The 16351-nt window shown below is 70.1% G+C and carries 17 protein-coding genes; 2 read left to right on the plus strand and 15 right to left on the minus strand.

The genetic code is table 11. The annotated features are described in order from the left end of the window. Positions 1-17 precede the first annotated feature (17 nt). From ACFC96_RS01920 to ACFC96_RS01940, 5 genes are all read right to left on the minus strand, one after another. The gene (locus ACFC96_RS01920; RefSeq protein WP_376609611.1) at positions 18-887 is read right to left on the minus strand and encodes an amino acid ABC transporter permease; all 870 of its coding nucleotides are present in this window, start codon (positions 885-887) and stop codon (positions 18-20) included. Next, entirely contained in the window at positions 884-1528 is a 645-nt protein-coding gene (locus ACFC96_RS01925) for an amino acid ABC transporter permease (RefSeq protein ID WP_376251389.1), read from the minus strand. Before ACFC96_RS01925 ends, ACFC96_RS01920 begins: the two co-directional genes overlap by 4 nt. Before the next feature lie 9 nt (positions 1529-1537). After that, positions 1538-2452 carry a glutamate ABC transporter substrate-binding protein gene (locus ACFC96_RS01930; RefSeq protein WP_376609613.1) on the minus strand — a complete coding sequence of 305 codons (915 nt, stop codon included), beginning with the start codon at positions 2450-2452 and terminating at the stop codon, positions 1538-1540. 17 nt (positions 2453-2469) lie between these two features. Continuing rightward, complete coding sequence (locus tag ACFC96_RS01935) at positions 2470-3213, minus strand: amino acid ABC transporter ATP-binding protein (RefSeq protein WP_376251385.1); 744 nt, start codon at positions 3211-3213, stop codon at positions 2470-2472. A 106-nt stretch (positions 3214-3319) separates the two neighbouring features. Continuing rightward, a complete protein-coding gene (locus ACFC96_RS01940; RefSeq protein ID WP_376251383.1) occupies positions 3320-3760 on the minus strand; it encodes a DUF6278 family protein in 441 nt (146 codons plus the stop codon). 122 nt (positions 3761-3882) lie between these two features. Here ACFC96_RS01940 and ACFC96_RS01945 point away from each other — a divergent pair, with 122 nt between their 5' ends. Beyond that, positions 3883-5700: an SGNH/GDSL hydrolase family protein gene (locus ACFC96_RS01945; protein WP_376609615.1), complete on the plus strand. Its 1818-nt coding sequence runs from the start codon at positions 3883-3885 to the stop codon at positions 5698-5700. Between the two features lie 66 nt (positions 5701-5766). On the opposite strand, the gene ACFC96_RS01950 is transcribed toward ACFC96_RS01945, so the two are convergent. Next, on the minus strand, positions 5767-6546 hold the full coding sequence (locus tag ACFC96_RS01950; RefSeq protein ID WP_376251379.1) for an exodeoxyribonuclease III: 780 nt from the start codon (positions 6544-6546) through the stop codon (positions 5767-5769). A gap of 192 nt (positions 6547-6738) precedes the next feature. Between ACFC96_RS01950 and ACFC96_RS01955 the strand changes: the two genes are divergently transcribed. Beyond that, entirely contained in the window at positions 6739-7311 is a 573-nt protein-coding gene (locus ACFC96_RS01955; RefSeq protein ID WP_376609617.1) for an isochorismatase family protein, read from the plus strand. A gap of 24 nt (positions 7312-7335) precedes the next feature. Here ACFC96_RS01955 and ACFC96_RS01960 read toward each other — a convergent pair whose 3' ends face one another. The 9 genes from ACFC96_RS01960 to ACFC96_RS02000 all read right to left on the minus strand — a co-directional run bounded on the left by ACFC96_RS01960 (position 7336) and on the right by ACFC96_RS02000 (position 16259). Further along, the gene (locus tag ACFC96_RS01960) at positions 7336-7971 is read right to left on the minus strand and encodes an MBL fold metallo-hydrolase (RefSeq protein ID WP_340459644.1); all 636 of its coding nucleotides are present in this window, start codon (positions 7969-7971) and stop codon (positions 7336-7338) included. 68 nt (positions 7972-8039) lie between these two features. Beyond that, entirely contained in the window at positions 8040-9332 is a 1293-nt protein-coding gene (gene pcaC, locus ACFC96_RS01965) for a 4-carboxymuconolactone decarboxylase (protein ID WP_376609619.1), read from the minus strand. Between the two features lie 159 nt (positions 9333-9491). Further along, entirely contained in the window at positions 9492-10070 is a 579-nt protein-coding gene (locus ACFC96_RS01970) for a sugar kinase (protein WP_376251373.1), read from the minus strand. After that, positions 10070-11254, minus strand: coding sequence for an ROK family glucokinase (locus ACFC96_RS01975; protein ID WP_376251371.1), 1185 nt, complete (start codon positions 11252-11254; stop codon positions 10070-10072). Before ACFC96_RS01975 ends, ACFC96_RS01970 begins: the two co-directional genes overlap by 1 nt. 177 nt (positions 11255-11431) lie before the next feature. Further along, positions 11432-12232, minus strand: a complete 801-nt coding sequence (locus ACFC96_RS01980) for an ATP-binding cassette domain-containing protein (RefSeq protein ID WP_376251369.1) — start codon at positions 12230-12232, stop codon at positions 11432-11434. Further along, positions 12229-13278, minus strand: a complete 1050-nt coding sequence (locus tag ACFC96_RS01985) for an ABC transporter permease (RefSeq protein ID WP_376609621.1) — start codon at positions 13276-13278, stop codon at positions 12229-12231. Before ACFC96_RS01985 ends, ACFC96_RS01980 begins: the two co-directional genes overlap by 4 nt. Then, positions 13275-14279: a sugar ABC transporter substrate-binding protein gene (locus tag ACFC96_RS01990; RefSeq protein ID WP_376251366.1), complete on the minus strand. Its 1005-nt coding sequence runs from the start codon at positions 14277-14279 to the stop codon at positions 13275-13277. The genes ACFC96_RS01985 and ACFC96_RS01990 overlap by 4 nt, the downstream gene beginning before the upstream one ends. 113 nt (positions 14280-14392) lie before the next feature. Further along, a complete protein-coding gene (locus ACFC96_RS01995; protein WP_376609623.1) occupies positions 14393-15382 on the minus strand; it encodes a substrate-binding domain-containing protein in 990 nt (329 codons plus the stop codon). A gap of 139 nt (positions 15383-15521) precedes the next feature. Then, a complete protein-coding gene (locus tag ACFC96_RS02000) occupies positions 15522-16259 on the minus strand; it encodes a GntR family transcriptional regulator (protein WP_376252100.1) in 738 nt (245 codons plus the stop codon). Positions 16260-16351: the final 92 nt, after the last annotated feature.

The raw sequence follows: 16351 nt of genomic DNA on the forward strand, positions 1-16351 counted from the left end.
TGTGCAAGGAGCCCTTGCTACTGCACCCCCGGCAGCAGCGTCCCCGGTTCGGCCGGGGCGACTTCGGCCGCCTCGACCTTGGGGTTGCGCCGCTGGCGCTTGGACACCCACTGGGCGAACCACGAAAGGAGCATGCACATCCCGATGTAGATCGGAGAGATCACCATCACCACGGGGATGAAGGGCAAATCGTAGTCGAGGTTCGAGGCGATGAGTTTCCCGGCGTGGAGGAACTCCTCGTAGGTGATGAGATAGCCGAGCGAGGTGTCCTTCAGGGCGACCACCAGCTGGCTGATGATGGCGGGCAGCATGGCTCGCACGGCCTGCGGCACGAGGACGTGCGTCATGACCTGGGTCTTGCGCATGCCGAGCGCGAACGCGGCCTCGCCCTGGCCGCGTTCGACGGAGTTGACGCCGGAGCGGAAGACCTCGGCGAGCACCGAGCCGTTGTAGAGGGCGAGCCCGGCGACGAGGGCGGGCAGCGGCTGGACCTTCAGCGCCACGAAGATGAAGAAGATCATCACCAGGACGGGCATCGCGCGGAAGAACTCCACGACGAGCGTCGCGAGCCAGCGCACCGGCCGGTGGACGGACAGGCGCCCCACCGCGAGGACGGTCCCGAGCACGAGCGAGAGCACCGCGGCGAGGGCGAAGGCCTTCAGCGTGTTGCCGAGCCCGCGCAGGAGCAGCTCCTGGATGCCCTTGTACTCGAACGGCATCCACTTCGTGTACGTGAACTGGTCGGTGTCGAACAGGAGGTAGAAGATCCAGGCGAGCAGGCCGAGCACGATCAGCGTGGACAGCACCCCGTACAGCCGGTGCCGGCGCTCGGTCTTCGGTCCCGGTACGTCGTAGAGGGCCGTCGCGTCGTGGGCGAGAGCTTTCATCGGGGAACTCCCCAGCGCTTCTCGAGCAGGTTGAAGATCGCGCTGATGGTGAGGGTGATGATCAGGTAACCGACGGCGATCCAGAAGAAGGTCCAGATGATGTTGTAGCCCAGCTCGCTGAGGGTCTTGTAGGTGCCGAGCAGCTCGTTGACGCTGAACGCGCCGGCGATCGCCGAGTTCTTGGCGAGGGCGATGAGGGTCGAGCCGACGGGCGGGATGACGGACCGGAAGGCCTGCGGGAGCACCACCATCGACAGCGTCTGGCCGAAGGTCATGCCGAGACTGCGGGCCGCCTCGCCCTGTCCCCTCGGCACGGTGTTGATGCCGGACCGCAGCGCCTCGCAGATGAACGCGGAGGTGTAGCAGCCGAGCGCGAGGATCGCGAACACCTTGAAGGGCAGCACGAGTCCGAAGCGCGGCAGGCCGAGCAGCACGGCGAAGAACAGCAGGGTCAGCGGGGTGTTGCGCAGGACCGTGACCCACACCGTCCCGAAGGCCCGGAAGGATCCGACGGGCGCGACCCGGAACGACGCCATCACGAAGCCGAGGACGAGCGCGAGGATCGAGGCGTAGACGGTCAGTTCGACGGTCCCGAGGAACCCCTTGGCGAAGGTGGAGAAATTGCTGGTCAGTACGTCCACCGGGCCTCCTCAGCTCGCCGGGTAGCGGTCGATGGGGGGCGGCTTGGGCGCGGGCACTCCGGACAGGCCGAGCGTCGCGTCGTACGCCTTCTTCCAGTCGCCGTCGTTCTCGCGGGTCTGGAGCGCGGTGTCGATCGCGAACCGCAGCGCGTTGTCGCTCTTCGGTACGCCGATGCCGTAGGGCTCTTTGGAGAACGGCTTGCCGACCACCTTGAGCTCGTCGGGCACCTTGGCCGCGTAGCCGAGCAGGATCGCGTCGTCGGTGGTGACGGCGTCGACCTGGTAGGTGAGCAGGTTGTCGACGCAGACCGAGTACGTGTCGTAGGCGACGAGCACCGCCTTCGGGTAGTCCTTCTGGATGCGCTGGTAGGGGGTCGAGCCGGCCGCGGAGCAGACGCGTTTGCCGTCCAGGTCCTGCGGTCCGTTGATGTCGTGCTCGTCAGTGCGGACGAGGAGCGACTGGCCGGCCATGTAGTAGGGGCCGCCGAAGCCGACGAGCTTCTTGCGGTTGGCGTTGATCGTGTAGGTGCCCACGTAGTAGTCGATCTGCCCGTTCTGCAGGGCGGTCTCGCGGTTGGCCGAGGCGATCGTCCTGAAGGAGATCGACGAGGGCGCGAAGCCGAGGGACGCCGAGATCATCTTGGCGATCTCGATGTCGAAGCCGGAGTAGACACCGGTCGCCGGGTCCTTCTCGCCGAGATAGGGCTGGTCCTCCTTGGCCCCCACGACGAAGTGCCCGCGCTTCTTGGCCTTGCGCCATGTCTTGGAGTCGGGCAGCTCAAACCCTTGTGCCACCTGGTACTTGGGCAGTTGCGCGTCCGACGGGCCCTTGGTCGGCGGGCTGCCCTCCTTGCCGCAGGCCGCCGCCAGGGCGGTGAGCGCGAGGGTGGCGACGGCACGGAACACACGTGTCTTGCGCAGCATGGATCGGTCCACCCCCGTCAGTGCTTGAGGATCTTGGAGAGGAAGTCCTTGGCCCGCTCGCTGCGAGGGTCGGTGAAGAAGTCCTCGGGGGTGCGGTCCTCGACGATGCGGCCGTCGGCCATGAACACGACGCGGTTGGCGGCGGAGCGGGCGAAGCCCATCTCGTGGGTGACCACGACCATGGTCATGCCCTCGCGGGCGAGCTGCTGCATCACTTCGAGGACCTCGTTGATCATCTCCGGGTCGAGCGCCGAGGTCGGCTCGTCGAAGAGGAGGGCCTTGGGGTCCATCGCGAGGGCGCGGGCGATGGCCACGCGCTGCTGCTGGCCGCCGGAGAGCTGGGCCGGGAACTTGGCCGCCTGTGAGGCGAGCCCCACCCGGTCCAGGAGTTCGCGGGAGCGTTTGTCGGCCTCGTCCCTCTTGCGGCCCCTGACCTTCATCTGGGCGAGGGAGACGTTCTGCAGGACCGTCTTGTGCGCGAAGAGGTTGAAGGACTGGAAGACCATCCCCACCTCGGCCCTCAGATGGGCGAGGGCCTTGCCCTCCTCCGGGAGCGGCCGGCCGTCGAGCCTGATGTCCCCCGACTGGATCGTCTCGAGCCTGTTGATCGTCCGGCAGAGCGTCGACTTTCCCGACCCCGAAGGGCCGATGACCACCACCACCTCCCCCTTGCCGACGGTGAGGTTGATGTCCTGGAGGACATGCAGCTCCCCGTAGTACTTGTTGACGTCACGCAGCTCGATCAACGGATCGACGGTCATGGCAGACCTGCCCACTCTCAGCTGTGTCGGTCCGCGCAAACTATCCGCGCCAATTTTGGACGTGACCGACGACACGCACGTAGGGGCATTAACAGTATTTGCGGGTCTACGTCTCCGATGTCTCGGCGTAGAACTGGGACAGCTCGGGAGCCCCGCTCGTCGCCCACTCGTGGCCCGCGGCGACGACGTCGACCTCGCGGCCGGAGCTGAGCCGCACCACCGGCTGCCCGTTGGGCCAGATCACCCACCGCGCGCCCGGCACCCGGCGGACGAGGACCGTACCGAGGTACAGGCCCGCGTCGTTGCCGAGCCACGGCAGCGCTTCCTCGTCCTCGCGCCAACGCGGCACCAGTTGGTCGAGTGCCTCCAACGACGCGACGGTGTCGTCCAGTTCGATCCCCGCCTCGTGCGCCTGCGAGCGCAACAGTTCGCACTCGGAGAGAAGCTCCGCGACGCCCTCGGCCCCGCCGTCACCCTCGGTGAAGACGGCCACTCCGAAAGCGGAGCCGTGCTTCTTGCGCCAGTTGTCCAAGAAAGGGATGTTCATACCACTCACCCTGACATCCCCGCAGGCCGTCGCACCACAGGGCGCGCGGAGCCCCGGCACGGAGAGTTCGGGCCACGTTCGCACGCGGCTCATTGACGCGAACCCGTCCCGTCTTTAGCTTCATGGCGCACCTGTCACGTCTCACCCACCAGCGGAGGGAGTCGGTCGTGCGCCGACGCGTCTGGGGAACGGCAGCTGTTCTGGCGCTCTTTACGGGCTTCGCCCCCACCGCCGTCGCGCAGGCCACCCCGCACAGACCCGAGCCGCTCCCCCTGGAGCGGCTCTTCGACAACAGGGCGGTCAGCGCCGACGACCGGGCCCAGGAGGCCGACTTCGACGGCTCGGGCAGCTCGCTGTCCGCCGGGGATCTGACGGCGGCCGGCTGGACTCCCGGGCGCGCCCTGGGTGTTGAGGGCGCCCGGCTCACCTGGCCGCGCACGGCGTCGACGGGCCCCGACAACGTGCGCGCCGACGGCCAGCGCGTCCGCGTGCACGGCCGGGGCGACGCGCTCGCCTTCCTGGTGGCCGGAACCGGCGGCGACGCGACCGGTTCGGGCACCGTGCGCTACCGGGACGGCTCGCGCTCCACGTACCGCCTCACCGCACCCGACTGGCGTACGGGGCCGCTCGCGACCAAGTCCGTGGCGCTTCCCCACCGCAACACGCCCGACGGCCAACTCACCGAGAAGACACGCCTGTTCGTCGTCACCGTGCCGGTGACCAAGGGACGCGCGATCTCCTCCGTGGACCTGCCCCTGGACCCCGGCGCCCCCGATCTGCATGTCTTCGCCCTGTCGGTGCGCTCGCCCGCGCTGGGGTGGACCGGCACCTGGTCGGCGTCCACCGCCGGATACACGGCCGTCGGGCCCTGGGCGGACCGTACGGTGCGGCTGGTCGTGCACACCAGCGTGGGCGGGCCGCGCGTGCGGATCCGGCTCGACAACACGTTCGCGTCAGCGCCGGTGCGGGTCGGGAGCGCGACGGTGGCGGCGCAGGAGGCGGGCGCCGGGGCCGAGGCCGACCCGGTGCCGCTGACGTTCCGGGGCTCGGCGGGTACGGAGATCCCCGCGGGGGCACAGGCCTTCAGCGACGCGGTGGGCTTCGATGTGCCGGCGGGCGCGAATCTCCTGGTCAGCTTCCATCTGCCGGAGACGGTCGCCACGGCGCCGGTGCACAGCCAGGCGATCCAGCGCTCGTACGTGAGCCTGCCGGGTGATCACGCGGCGGAGGCCTCGGCGGCCTCGTACACGTCGACGATCACGTACTGGCCGCTGCTCACCGGTGTCGACGTGAGCGGCGGGCCCGGGTCGGTGGTCCTGCTGGGCGACTCCATCACGGACGGCGTGAAGTCGACGCCGGACGCGAACCACCGCTGGCCCGACGTTCTCGCCACCCGGCTGCGCGAGCAGGACGCGGTGCCGCACTACGGGGTCCTGAACCAGGGGATCTCGGCGAACCGGGTGACGGGCGACCGCTACGCGGGGGACGGCGTCTCCACGGACACGGGCGGCGTGAGCGCGCTGCACCGCCTCGACCGTGACGTGCTGTCCCAGACGTCGGCCCGCACGGTCGTCGTCTTCCAGGGCGTCAACGACGTACGGGCCGGCTTCTCCGGGGCCCAGGTCGTCGCCGGGCTGAGGGAGATCGCCGCCCGCGCCCACGCGCGGGGCCTGCGCGTGGTCGGGGCGACGGTCACTCCGTGCGAGGGCGAGACCCTGTGCACGGCCGCGGCGGACCGGGAGCGGGAGGTCGTCAACGCGTATGTGCGGGACAGCGGGGGCGACTTCGACGCGGTGGTCGACTTCGACGCCGTGGTGCGCGATCCGGCACATCCCGCGCGGATCCGGCCCGAGTACGACAGCGGGGACCACCTGCACCCCGGGGACGCGGGGCTCGACGCGATGGCCCGGGCGGTGGATCTGGGGGCGCTGAAGCCGTAGGACTCCGGGCCTCTCGGATCGCGGGGCGTTCGGGCCTTCGCCTCCGGCCCCCGGAGCGACCTCGCCCTACACGTCCAGGTCCACGACCACCGGCGCGTGGTCCGAGGCACCCTTGCCCTTGCGCTCCTCGCGGTCCACGTACGAGTCCTTCACGGCCTTGGCGAACGGCTCGTTCCCGTAGACGAGGTCGATGCGCATGCCGCGGTTCTTGGGGAATCCGAGCTGGCGGTAGTCCCAGTACGTGAAGGGGTGGTCGTACTTCAGGGGGCGCGGGACCACGTCGGACAGGCCCGTCTCCCGGAGCGCGGAGAGCGCGGCGCGCTCCGCGGGGGTGACGTGCGTGGCGCCGTCGAAGAGGGAGATGTCCCAGACGTCGTCGTCCGTCGGCGCGACGTTGTAGTCGCCCATCACGGCGAACGGGCGGGAGCCCGCGGCGTCGCCCGCGACGGCCGCCTTGAGCGCTTCGAACCACTGGAGCTTGTACGCGTAGTGCGGGTGGTCCACCTCGCGGCCGTTCGGCACGTACACCGACCAGACGCGCGCGGGGCCGCACGTGGCGGAGATCGCGCGGGGTTCGTGGACGCCCTCGTAACCGGGGTCGCCGGGCAGGCCGGTGACGACGTCCTCCAGGCCGACCCGGGAGATCAGCGCCACGCCGTTCCACCGCCCGGTCGCGTTCACCGCGGACTCGTAGCCCAGCTCGCGCAGCTCGTCCGCGGGGAACTGCTCGGCCGTGCACTTGGTCTCCTGGACGCACAGCACGTCCGTCCCGGTGCTCTCCAGCCAGGCGAGGAGCCTGGGCAGCCGGGCGGTGATCGAGTTCACATTCCAGGTAGCAATCCGCATGCCCACAACCTACCGGGCGGGTACGACAACGCCCGCCGACCCCAGGTGCGGCCGCCGCAGACGAACAGACAGCCCGGCACGCAGGCCCGCAGGCCCGCAGACAGGGCGCGATAGGCAGGCTACCTTGCAAGTTTCCCTGCTCGAAAGTTAGCCTGTCGAAGCATCTCCCCCGGATCCGCAAGGAGCACCCCCATGCCCGCCACCACTCTCGACGAGCGCACCGCCCTCGTCCTCATCGACCTCCAGAACGGCATCCTCGGCCTGCCCACCGTGCACCCCGCCGACGCCGTCCTGAAGAACGGGGTCACGCTGGCGGAGGCTTTCCGCGCCAAGGGCCTGCCCGTCGTGCGGGTCCGCGTCGCCTGGTCCCCCGACGGCGGCGACCTGCCGGTGAGCCGGTCGGCCGCCCCGGGGCTCACCCAGGCGCCGCCCGCCGCGTTCTCCGAGTTCCCGGACGAGCTCGGCCCGCTCGGCGACGACATCGTGATCACCAAGCGCCACTGGGGCGCCTTCACCGGGACGGAGCTGGACCTCCAGCTGCGCCGCCGCGGAGTGACCCAGATCGTGCTCGCGGGAATCTCGACCTCGATCGGCGTCGAGTCCACCGCCCGGTCCGCGTTCGAGCTGAGCTACCACCTCACCGTGGTCGAGGACGCGACGACGGACACGGACGCCGCCTCCCACGAGCACAGCTTCGGCAAGATCTTCCCGCGGATCGCGGAACTCGCCACGACCGACCAGGTCGTCGAACTCCTCGGCCGGTAAAGGAAGTTCGCGGGCGGGAAACGCTCAGAGCGTCGCGTACTCCTCCGGCGTCAGCCGCAGGTTGTCCGTGCCGCCGAGCGCCCCGATCTGCCCGTCGTAGATGGGCCACGCGAGGTCGGTCAGCAGCGCGTCGTGAATGTCGTACGCGCGCTGCGGACCGACCTCGCGGAGGTAGTCGATGACCTCGGAAATCTTGTTCCAGGGGGCCATCACCGGCACGAGGAGCGTCTCGACGGGCTGGTCGGGGACGGTGAACGCGTCGCCCGGGTGGAAGACGCGACCGTGGTCCAACAGAAAGCCGACGTTCGTGATGCGCGGGATGTCCGGGTGGATGACGGCGTGCAGTTCGCCGTGGACCTGGATGTCGAAACCGGCCGCCTCGAACGTGTCCCCGTGCCCGACCGTGTGCACCCGCCCCGGGAACGCCGACGAGATCTTGTCGGCCACGGACTTCAGGGTCCAGATCTCGGTGGCCGGGTCGGCGTCGAGAGCCGCCCGCAGCCGGGCCTCGTCGAAGTGGTCGGCATGCTCGTGCGTGACGAGGATCGCCTCGGCGCCGACAGCCGCGTCCTCCTCGCAGAAGCCGCCCGGGTCGATGACGAGCGTCCGCCCGTCCTTCTCCAGGCGGACGCAGGCATGGATCTTCTTCGTGAGCTTCATACGAACCATCCTGCGCTCCCCGCCCGCGTCCGGCCCCTCCCGGCGCCCGTCTTCCACTCCTGCGGCCGCTACTCCTGCGGCGTGGTCTCCTCGCGGATCACGGCCTGGGCCACCTTGAACGCCGAGTTCGCCGCGGGCACACCGCAGTACACGGCGGCCTGGAGCAGCACCTCCTTGATCTCGTCGGCGGTGAGGCCGTTGCGCAGGGCGGCCCGGGTGTGGAAGGCCAGCTCGTCGAGGTGGCCGCCGGCCACGAGCGCGGTGAGCGTCACGCAGCTGCGCATGCGGCGGTCGAGGCCGGGCCGGCTCCAGATCTCCCCCCACGCGTAGCGGGTGATGAACTCCTGGAAGTCGCCGGAGAAGGCGTCCGAGGAGGCCAGGGCCCGGTCGACGTGCGCGTCGCCGAGCACCTCGCGACGCACCTTGAGACCCAGGTCGTGCCGGTCGGGCCGGGTAGCCGCCTCGGGCTGGCTCTCCGTGGGGCCGATCTCCGCGACGGGGGCGACCGGCGGGGGCGGCGGCGCGAGGACGGGCTTGACGGGCGCGGCGGGGATCGCGTGCTGCCCGGTCTCGTACGCGGGCTGCCAGGCGGTGGAGAAGTGCCGTACGAGGAGGTCGGTGACGGCGGCGGGCTGCTCGACCGGGGCGAGGTGCGAGGCGGCGGGCACCACGGCGAGCCGGGCGTCCGGGATGCCGGCGACGAGCGTGCGCGCCTGGGCGGGGCCCGTCACCTGGTCGTCGGAGCCGACGAGGACGAGCGTGGGGGCCCCGATGGAGCCGAGCTCGGCCCGTACGTCGAAGGACGCGAGCGCCTCGCAGGCCGCGATGTAGCAGCCCGGGTCGGTGGTGCGCACCATCTGCACGGCCCAGTCGGTGATGGCGGGCTGGGCGGCCGCGAAGCCGCTGGTGAACCAGTGCTCGGGGGAGGTGCGGGCGATGGGGTCGAGGCCGTTGCTACGGACGATCACGCCGCGCTGGCGGAACTCGTCGGCGGTGCCGAAGCGGGGCGAGGCCGCGATCAGCGCGAGGGACGCCACGCGCTGGGGGTGGCGCAGGGCCAGCTCCGCGCCGATGGCGCCGCCCAGGGAGCAGCCCGCGTAGCCGAAGCGCTGCACGCCGAGTTCGTCGAGCGTGGCCAGGAGCCGTGCGGCGAGGTCGGCCACGGAACCGGCCGGATGGGCGGGGGCGCCGCCGTGCCCGGGAAGGTCGAAACGGAACACCCGCCACTGCCGGGCGAGCTCGGGTACCTGCCGGTCCCACATGTGCCAGGTGGTGCCGAGCGAGGGCCCGAGGATGAGCACCGGGGCGTCGTCCGGGCCGTCGAGGCGGTACTGGAGGGCAGGTGTCTTCGTCTCACTCACTTGCTCCACGCTATCCAGTCGCTCTGTGAGGGTTCGGGGCGGGGCCCGTGAGTGTGCACAGGATGTACGTCTGGGGCTGATGGTGCAGAGGGTTCGGGGAGACGGCGTGAAGGCCGCCGACGGCGAGGGGCCGTGGGCGGCGCCGGGCACGCGCCGGAGCTACGGCGTCGTCGTCGACACCACGTACACGAAGGGCTTCGCGGGGTTCGCGCGGTTCACCACGATGTCCAGGGTCGGCTCGGGGTTCTTCTGTCTGTGCGTGAGGCCCCAGTACGGGCCGGGCCCGTCGAAGACCCAGCCGACGACCTTCTGGTTGCGCGGGCTGATGGCCATCTCGTCCTTCTTCAGCTGGGACGAGCTGGTACCGATGGTCTTCAGGAACTTGTCGAGTCCCGCGTCGGTCGTGCGGAAGCGCGCGTAGAGGCGGCTCGTCCTGAGGTTGTTCGTCTCGTAGTACGCGACGCCCTTGGCGGAGGAGACCGGGATCGGCACCTGGTACAGCCGGCGCTGGACCTTGGAGGGCCAGCCGATGGTGAGGCCCGTCGCGGAGTACTTGGCCTCCTTGTCCTTGCCGCTGCTGCGGCTCTGGTCCGCGGAGATCACCAGATAGCCGGCGGGCACGCCGATGAGCAGCACGATCGTGAGCAGCGTGAGCGCGCGGCGGCGTATGACCCGCCGGCGGCTCTCAGGGGGGCGCTGCCCTTCGTCGGGGGACGAGGGCTGGCGGGGCACGGTCATTACTTGGGTCCCTGATTCTCGCCGGCGGCGCTCGCCGGGCTTTGCGGGCCGGGGCCGAAGTCCTGACCCTGGTGGTAACGCTCGTAGCGCTCGTACCGTTCCACGCGACGGCGCTTGGCGCGGCGGAAGCGGCGGGCCACGAGCCGGGCGAGGTCCGCGGCGCCGACCATACCGGCCTCGGGTCCGAGCTGGGCGCGGGCGATGCGGGCCTCGGGGCGGTAGCCGCGGCCGGTGAGGTGGCGCTTGAAGGCGTCGCGGGCCGGGCCGATCAGAAGGTCGTCGGCCGCGGAGACGCCGCCGCCGATGACGAAGCAGGACGGGTCGAGGGCGGCCGCGAGGTTCGCGATACCGACGCCGAGCCACTGGCCGATGTCCTGGAGCAGTTCGATGCACATGGCGTCGCCCTCACGGGCGAGCTCGGTGATGAGGGGGCCCGTGATGTCGGGAACGTTGCCCTTGACGCGCTCGATGAGCCCGTACGCGACCGGGGAGTCCGCCGCGGCGAGTTCGCGGGCCTCGCGCACGAGCGCGTTGCCGGAGCTGTACTGCTCCCAGCAGCCGCGGTTGCCGCACGGGCAGCGGTGACCGCCGGGGACGACCTGCATATGGCCGAATTCACCGGCGACTCCGAACTTGCCGCGCTTGACCTGACCGTCCTCCAGGATCGCGCCACCGATGCCGGTGCCCAGCGTGATCATGACGAGGTGGTCCTCGCCACGGCCCGCGCCGAACCGCCACTCGGCCCAGGCGGCCGTGTTCGCGTCGTTGTCGACGAGTACGGGGACGGAGAGACGGCCGGCGAGACGGTCGCGCAGCGGCTCGTTGCGCCAGGACAGGTGCGGGGCGAAGAGGACCCGGTTGCGGTCGGCGTCGACCCAGCCGGCCGCGCCGATGCCGACGGCGTGCACGTCGTGCCGGTCGGAGAGGTCGAGCACCAGCTCCGTGATGGTGTCCTCGACGACCTTGGGGCTCTTGGACTTGTCCGGCGTCTCGGTGCGCAGGGTCTCCAGGATGTTGCCGTCGGCGTCGACGACACCCGCCATCACCTTCGTACCGCCGATGTCGATACCGACGGTCGGGACGCGGGGCGCCGTCAGGTGCGAACGGCGCTCACGCGTGCCGACGGTCCGCAGGACGGTGGCTCGTGCGGAGCCGCGGTGTGCGAGGTCGCGGTAGGTGCTCATCGCGCCGATTGTGCCATTTCGCTGTCGCGGGAGCGTATTCGCGCGGTGCCGGTCACTCGCGGTGGGCGGGACGCCACCGCGGGTCCGACCGCGGCCGCGGACTGTTCTCGGCCGGGCGTGCCCGGGGGCGGAGCCGCAAGATGTCACAGCCCCGCGCCCCTTTCGGGGGCGCCTTGCTCAAGGGGCGTCCCGGCCCTCCAGCTCGTGGCGCAGGTCGTCCAGTTCGCTGCCGCCCGCCATCTGTCGGGTCAGTTCGTCGAGGGTGATCTCGTCGCGCGCGTAGCTGCCGAACATCGTGCCCCTCTTCAGGAGGACGAAGCGGTTGCCGACGAGGTAGGCGTGGTGCGGGTTGTGCGTGATCAGGACCACACCGAGGCCCGCGTCGCGCGCGGCGGCGACGTACTTGAGGACGACGCCGGACTGCTTGACGCCGAGGGCGGCGGTCGGCTCGTCGAGTACGAGGACCTTGGCGCCGAAGTAGACGGCGCGGGCGATCGCCACGCACTGGCGCTCGCCGCCGGAGAGCGTGCCGATGGGCTGGTCGACGTCGCGCAGGTCGATGCCCATCCGGAGCAGCTCCGCGTGGGTCGTCCGGCGCATCAGGTCGACGTCCATGCGCTTGAACGGGCCGGAGCCCTTCGTCGGCTCGGAGCCGAGGAAGAAGTTCCGCCAGACCGGCATCAGCGGGACGACGGCGAGGTCCTGGTAGACCGTGGCGATGCCGCGGTCGAGGGACTCGCGCGGGTTGGCGAGCCGCGCCGGTTCGCCCTCGATGCTGAAGGACCCGGAGTCGTGCTTGTGCAGACCCGCGATGATCTTGATGAGGGTCGACTTGCCCGCGCCGTTGTCGCCGAGGACACAGGAGATCTCGCCCGCGTGCACGACGAGGGAGACGTCTTCCAGGGCCCGGATGTTGCCGTAGTACTTACTGACGCCGTCGAGCTCCACCAGCGCCGTGCGGTCTGCGGTCTCGGTCATTTCGTCGCCTCCGCGCGCTTGCGGACCCACGCGTTGAGCAGGGTCGCGAGGAGCAGCATCGCCCCGAGGAAGAACTTGAACCAGTCCGGGTTCCACTCGGCGAACACGATGCCCTTGCTCGTCATGCCGAAGATCAGGGCGCCGATGGCCGCGCCGACCGCGGACCCGTAGCCGCCGGTGATCAGGCAGCCGCCGATGACGGCCGCGATGATGTAGATCAGCTCGTTGCCGACTCCCTCGCCGGACTGCACGACGTCGAACGAGAACAGCAGATGCTGCCCCGAGATCCAGGCGCCGAGGGCGACGCCCATGTACAGGCCGATCTTGGTCTTGTTGACCGGGACACCGACGGCGCGGGCCGCGTCCTCGCCGCCGCCGACCGCGTAGATCCAGTTGCCGACGCGGGTGCGCAGCAGGATCCAGGTGGCGACGACGACCAGGGCGAGCCACCACAGGATGGTGATCTTGAAGTCGACGCCGCCGATGGTGAGCGTGGAGGCGAAGACGTCCTTCGCGGAGGAGAAGCCCTCCATGTCGGAGATCGACTTGGTGGAGACGGTGCCGCTGATCAGCTTGGTGAAGCCGAGGTTCATGCCGGTCAGCATCAGGAACGTGCCGAGCGTGATGATGAAGCTCGGCGGGTCGGTGCGGGTCAGCATGACGCCGTTGAAGACGCCGATGGCGAGCGTGACAAGGAGCGAGACGCCCACGCCGACCCAGACGTTCGCCGTCATCTGGTAGCTGAACATCGACGAGACCAGCGCGGACGTGGTGACCATGACGCCGGCGGAGAGGTCGAACTCGCCGCCGATCATCAGCAGGGCCACGGGTACGGCCATGATGCCGATCGTCGACGACGCGTACAGGACCGTGGCGAGGCTGGAGGCCCGCAGGAAGCTGTCCGCGAAGACCGCGAAGAAGAGGAACACGGCGACGGCGCCGACGACCGAGCCGAGTTCGGGTCGGCCCATGAGCTTGCGCAGCGGCGACGTCCTCAGGAGGCGCTCGTCCGTCAGCGGCGGGGTCTGTGGTGCGGCGGCGCTCATCGGGTCCCCCGCTTCGCGTACTCCTCGAGCTTGGCCGCCTGGTCCTTGGTCACGATCTGCGGCCCGGTGAGGACCGGCTTCCCGCCGCCGAGGACGTCCGCGTTGTAGCGGTAGAGCCAGAGCAGGTCCACGGCCTCGTAGCCCTGGAGGTAGGGCTGCTGGTCGACGGCGAAGCCGAGCGTGCCGTCCTTCAGGCCGGCGGCGACCTTCTCGTTGAGGTCGAAGGTGTCGATCTCGGCCTTGCTGCCCGCGTCCTGCTTGGCCTTCACGGCGGTGGCGGCGAAGGGCGCGCCGAGCGTGACGACGGAGTCGATGGACTTGTCGGCCTGGAGCTTGGCGCCGATGGAGGACTGGACGTCGGGCATGTTGGTGCCCTCGACGTACAGGTTCTGCATCTGGCCCTTGAAGGTCTCCTTGGCGCCGGCGCAGCGCTGCTCGTGACCGACGTTGCCCTGCTCGTGCAGGACGCACAGGGCCTTCTTGCGGCCGCGCTTGTTCAGCTCCTCGCCGACGGCCCGGCCCGCGATCGTCTCGTCCTGGCCGATGTGCGTGAGCGCGCCGAACTTCTTGGACTCCTCCGAGCCGGAGTTCACGGTGATCACGGGGATGCCGGCCTTCTCGGCGCGGGCGACGGCGGCCTTCATGGCGTCGGGCTTGGCGAGCGTGACGATCAGGCCGTCGACCTTCTTGTCCACGGCCGCGTCGACGAGCTGGGCCTGCTGCTGCGCCTCGTCGCTGTGCGAGTACAGGAAGTTGATGTTGTCCTTGACGGCGGCCTGCTTGGCGCCGCTCTGGACGATGTCCCAGAAGGTGTCGCCGTCGCCCGAATGGGTCACCATCGCGACGGTCCAGCGCGGGGTGTTCACCGCGGCCTTGCCCTGGGCCGAGGCCGCCTTCCTGGCGTCCTCCGCCCGCTTGCCGCCGGTGCTGCTGCACCCCGCCAGGGTGAGACCGACCGCCCCTGCGAGGGCGATGCTCACCCAGCTCCGAAACCGTGCCACGAGGCCGTGCCCTTCTTCTGGTGCCTGGTTCTGCGGGGCCGGCGGACCTGCCCCGGGGGCACGACGACCGGCCCCAAACGTCCAAGTATCAGGCACCGGGATCACGCGTCCGTTCACCGGGTACCGCGCGCGGTGTACTTCTCGAGCTTCGGCACGTCCTTCTCGGTGACGATCGCCGGGCCTGTCAGGACGGGCTTTCCGCCGCCGATGACGTTGGCGTTGGTCCTGTAGAGCCACAGTTCGTCGACGGCGAGGTAGCCCTGGAGGTAGGGCTGCTGATCGACGGCGAAGCCGACGTCCTTGGCCTTGAGACTCTTGACCACGGCCGCGTTCAGGTCGAAGGTGTCGACCTCCGCCTCGCTGCCCGCGTCCTGCTTCGCCTTGACCGCGACGGCCGCGACGGGGGCGCCGAGCGCGACGACCGCGTCGATGTCCTTGGCCGCCTGGAGCTTGGCCTCGATGGACGACTGGGACGAGGGGGCGTCGGTGCCGTCCACGTTGAGGTTCTCGACGGTGCCCTTGAAGGTCTTCCTGACGCCGGCGCAGCGCTGCTCCAGGGAGACGTTGCCCTGTTCGTGGATGACGCAGAGCGCCTTCTTGCGGCCGCGCTCGTCGAGTTCTCTGCCGACGGCCTCGCCGGCCACGGACTCGTCCTGCCCGATGTGGGTGAGCGCGCCGAACGCTTGCGAGAACTCGCCGCCCGAGTTGATCGTGACGACCGGTATCCCGGCGTCCTTCGCCTTGGCGAGCACGGCCTTCATGGCCTCGGGCTTGGCGAGGGTGACGACGATCCCGTCGACCTTCTTGTCGATCGCCGACTGGACCAGCTCGGCCTGCCCCTTGGCCTCTTTGTCGTTCGAGTAGAGGAACTGGACGTTGTCCTTGGCCGCGGCCTGCTCGGCGCCGCTCTGGACGATGTCCCAGAAGGTGTCGCCCTCGCCGGAGTGGGTGACCATCGCGATCTTCAGGCGGGGCGTGCCGACGGACTTGCCGCCGGTGGAGCCGTCGGCCTTGTCCTCGGAGGTCTTGCCTCCGGAGCTGCTGCATCCGGCCGCGAGTGCGACGACCGCCATGAGGGTTGCTGCCGTGCGGGCTGTGCGCATGGTGTGCCACCTCTCTCCTCGCCGCCCGTGTGCGGCTGGAGGAGTTCTAGCGGTGGGTACCCGACACCGTCAATGACTTTGTCATAACATTCTTACGGCCTGTCTTCGGTGGCACGTCCACGGCGCTTCGGCGACGCCGTTACGGCCGCACGAGGAGCTGGAACTCGAAGGAGTAGCGGGACGCCCGGTACATGTGCGACCCGAACTCGACAGGTCTGCCGGTGTCGTCGAACGTGGTCCGCTGCATCGTCAGGAGCGGGGCGCCCGCGGGCTCGGCGAGCCGCTCGCCCTCCTCCACCGTGGCCGCGCGGGCGCCGACGGACTGGCGCGCGCTGTGCAGGGTTATCCCGGCGGCGCGCATCAGCCGGTAGAGCCCCGTCGCCTCCAGCCGCTCCGTGTCGAGCGGGAGCAGCCCGGTGGGCAGGTGGTTGCAGAGGTACGCGACCGGGTCGCCGTGGGTGAGCCGCAATCGCTCGACCCGGTGCACCTCGTCGCCCTCCCCCACCCCGAGCGCGGCCGCGACCTCGGCGGACGCCGGCACGAGCGTGTTGGCCAGGACGCGGGTCTCGGGCTTCTGGCCGGCCGCCTCCAGGTCGTCGTAGAGGCTGCTCAGCTCCAGCGGGCGCTTGACCTGGCTGTGCACGACCTGGGTCCCGACGCCGCGGCGGCGGACGAGGAGACCCTTGTCGACGAGGGACTGGATCGCCTGGCGCACGGTGGGCCGGGACAGACCGAGCCGGCCCGCGAGTTCGATCTCGTTGCCGAGCAGGCTGCCGGGGGTCAGGGAGCCGCGCTCGATCGCCGCCTCCAGCTGCTGGGAGAGCTGGAAATAGAGCGGGACCGGACTGCTGCGGTCCACGCTGAGCTGGAGCGACACGGTCGGATCGACTACTGGTTTGGCCACGGGCCGAGCGTAGTCGCAAGCAATGTTGACGGGAAGTCGTGAAGTTCGGTTGTCCGGACAAACCG

This window comes from Streptomyces sp. NPDC055955 (assembly GCF_042270245.1).
Taxonomy (GTDB): Bacteria; Actinomycetota; Actinomycetes; order Streptomycetales; family Streptomycetaceae; genus Streptomyces.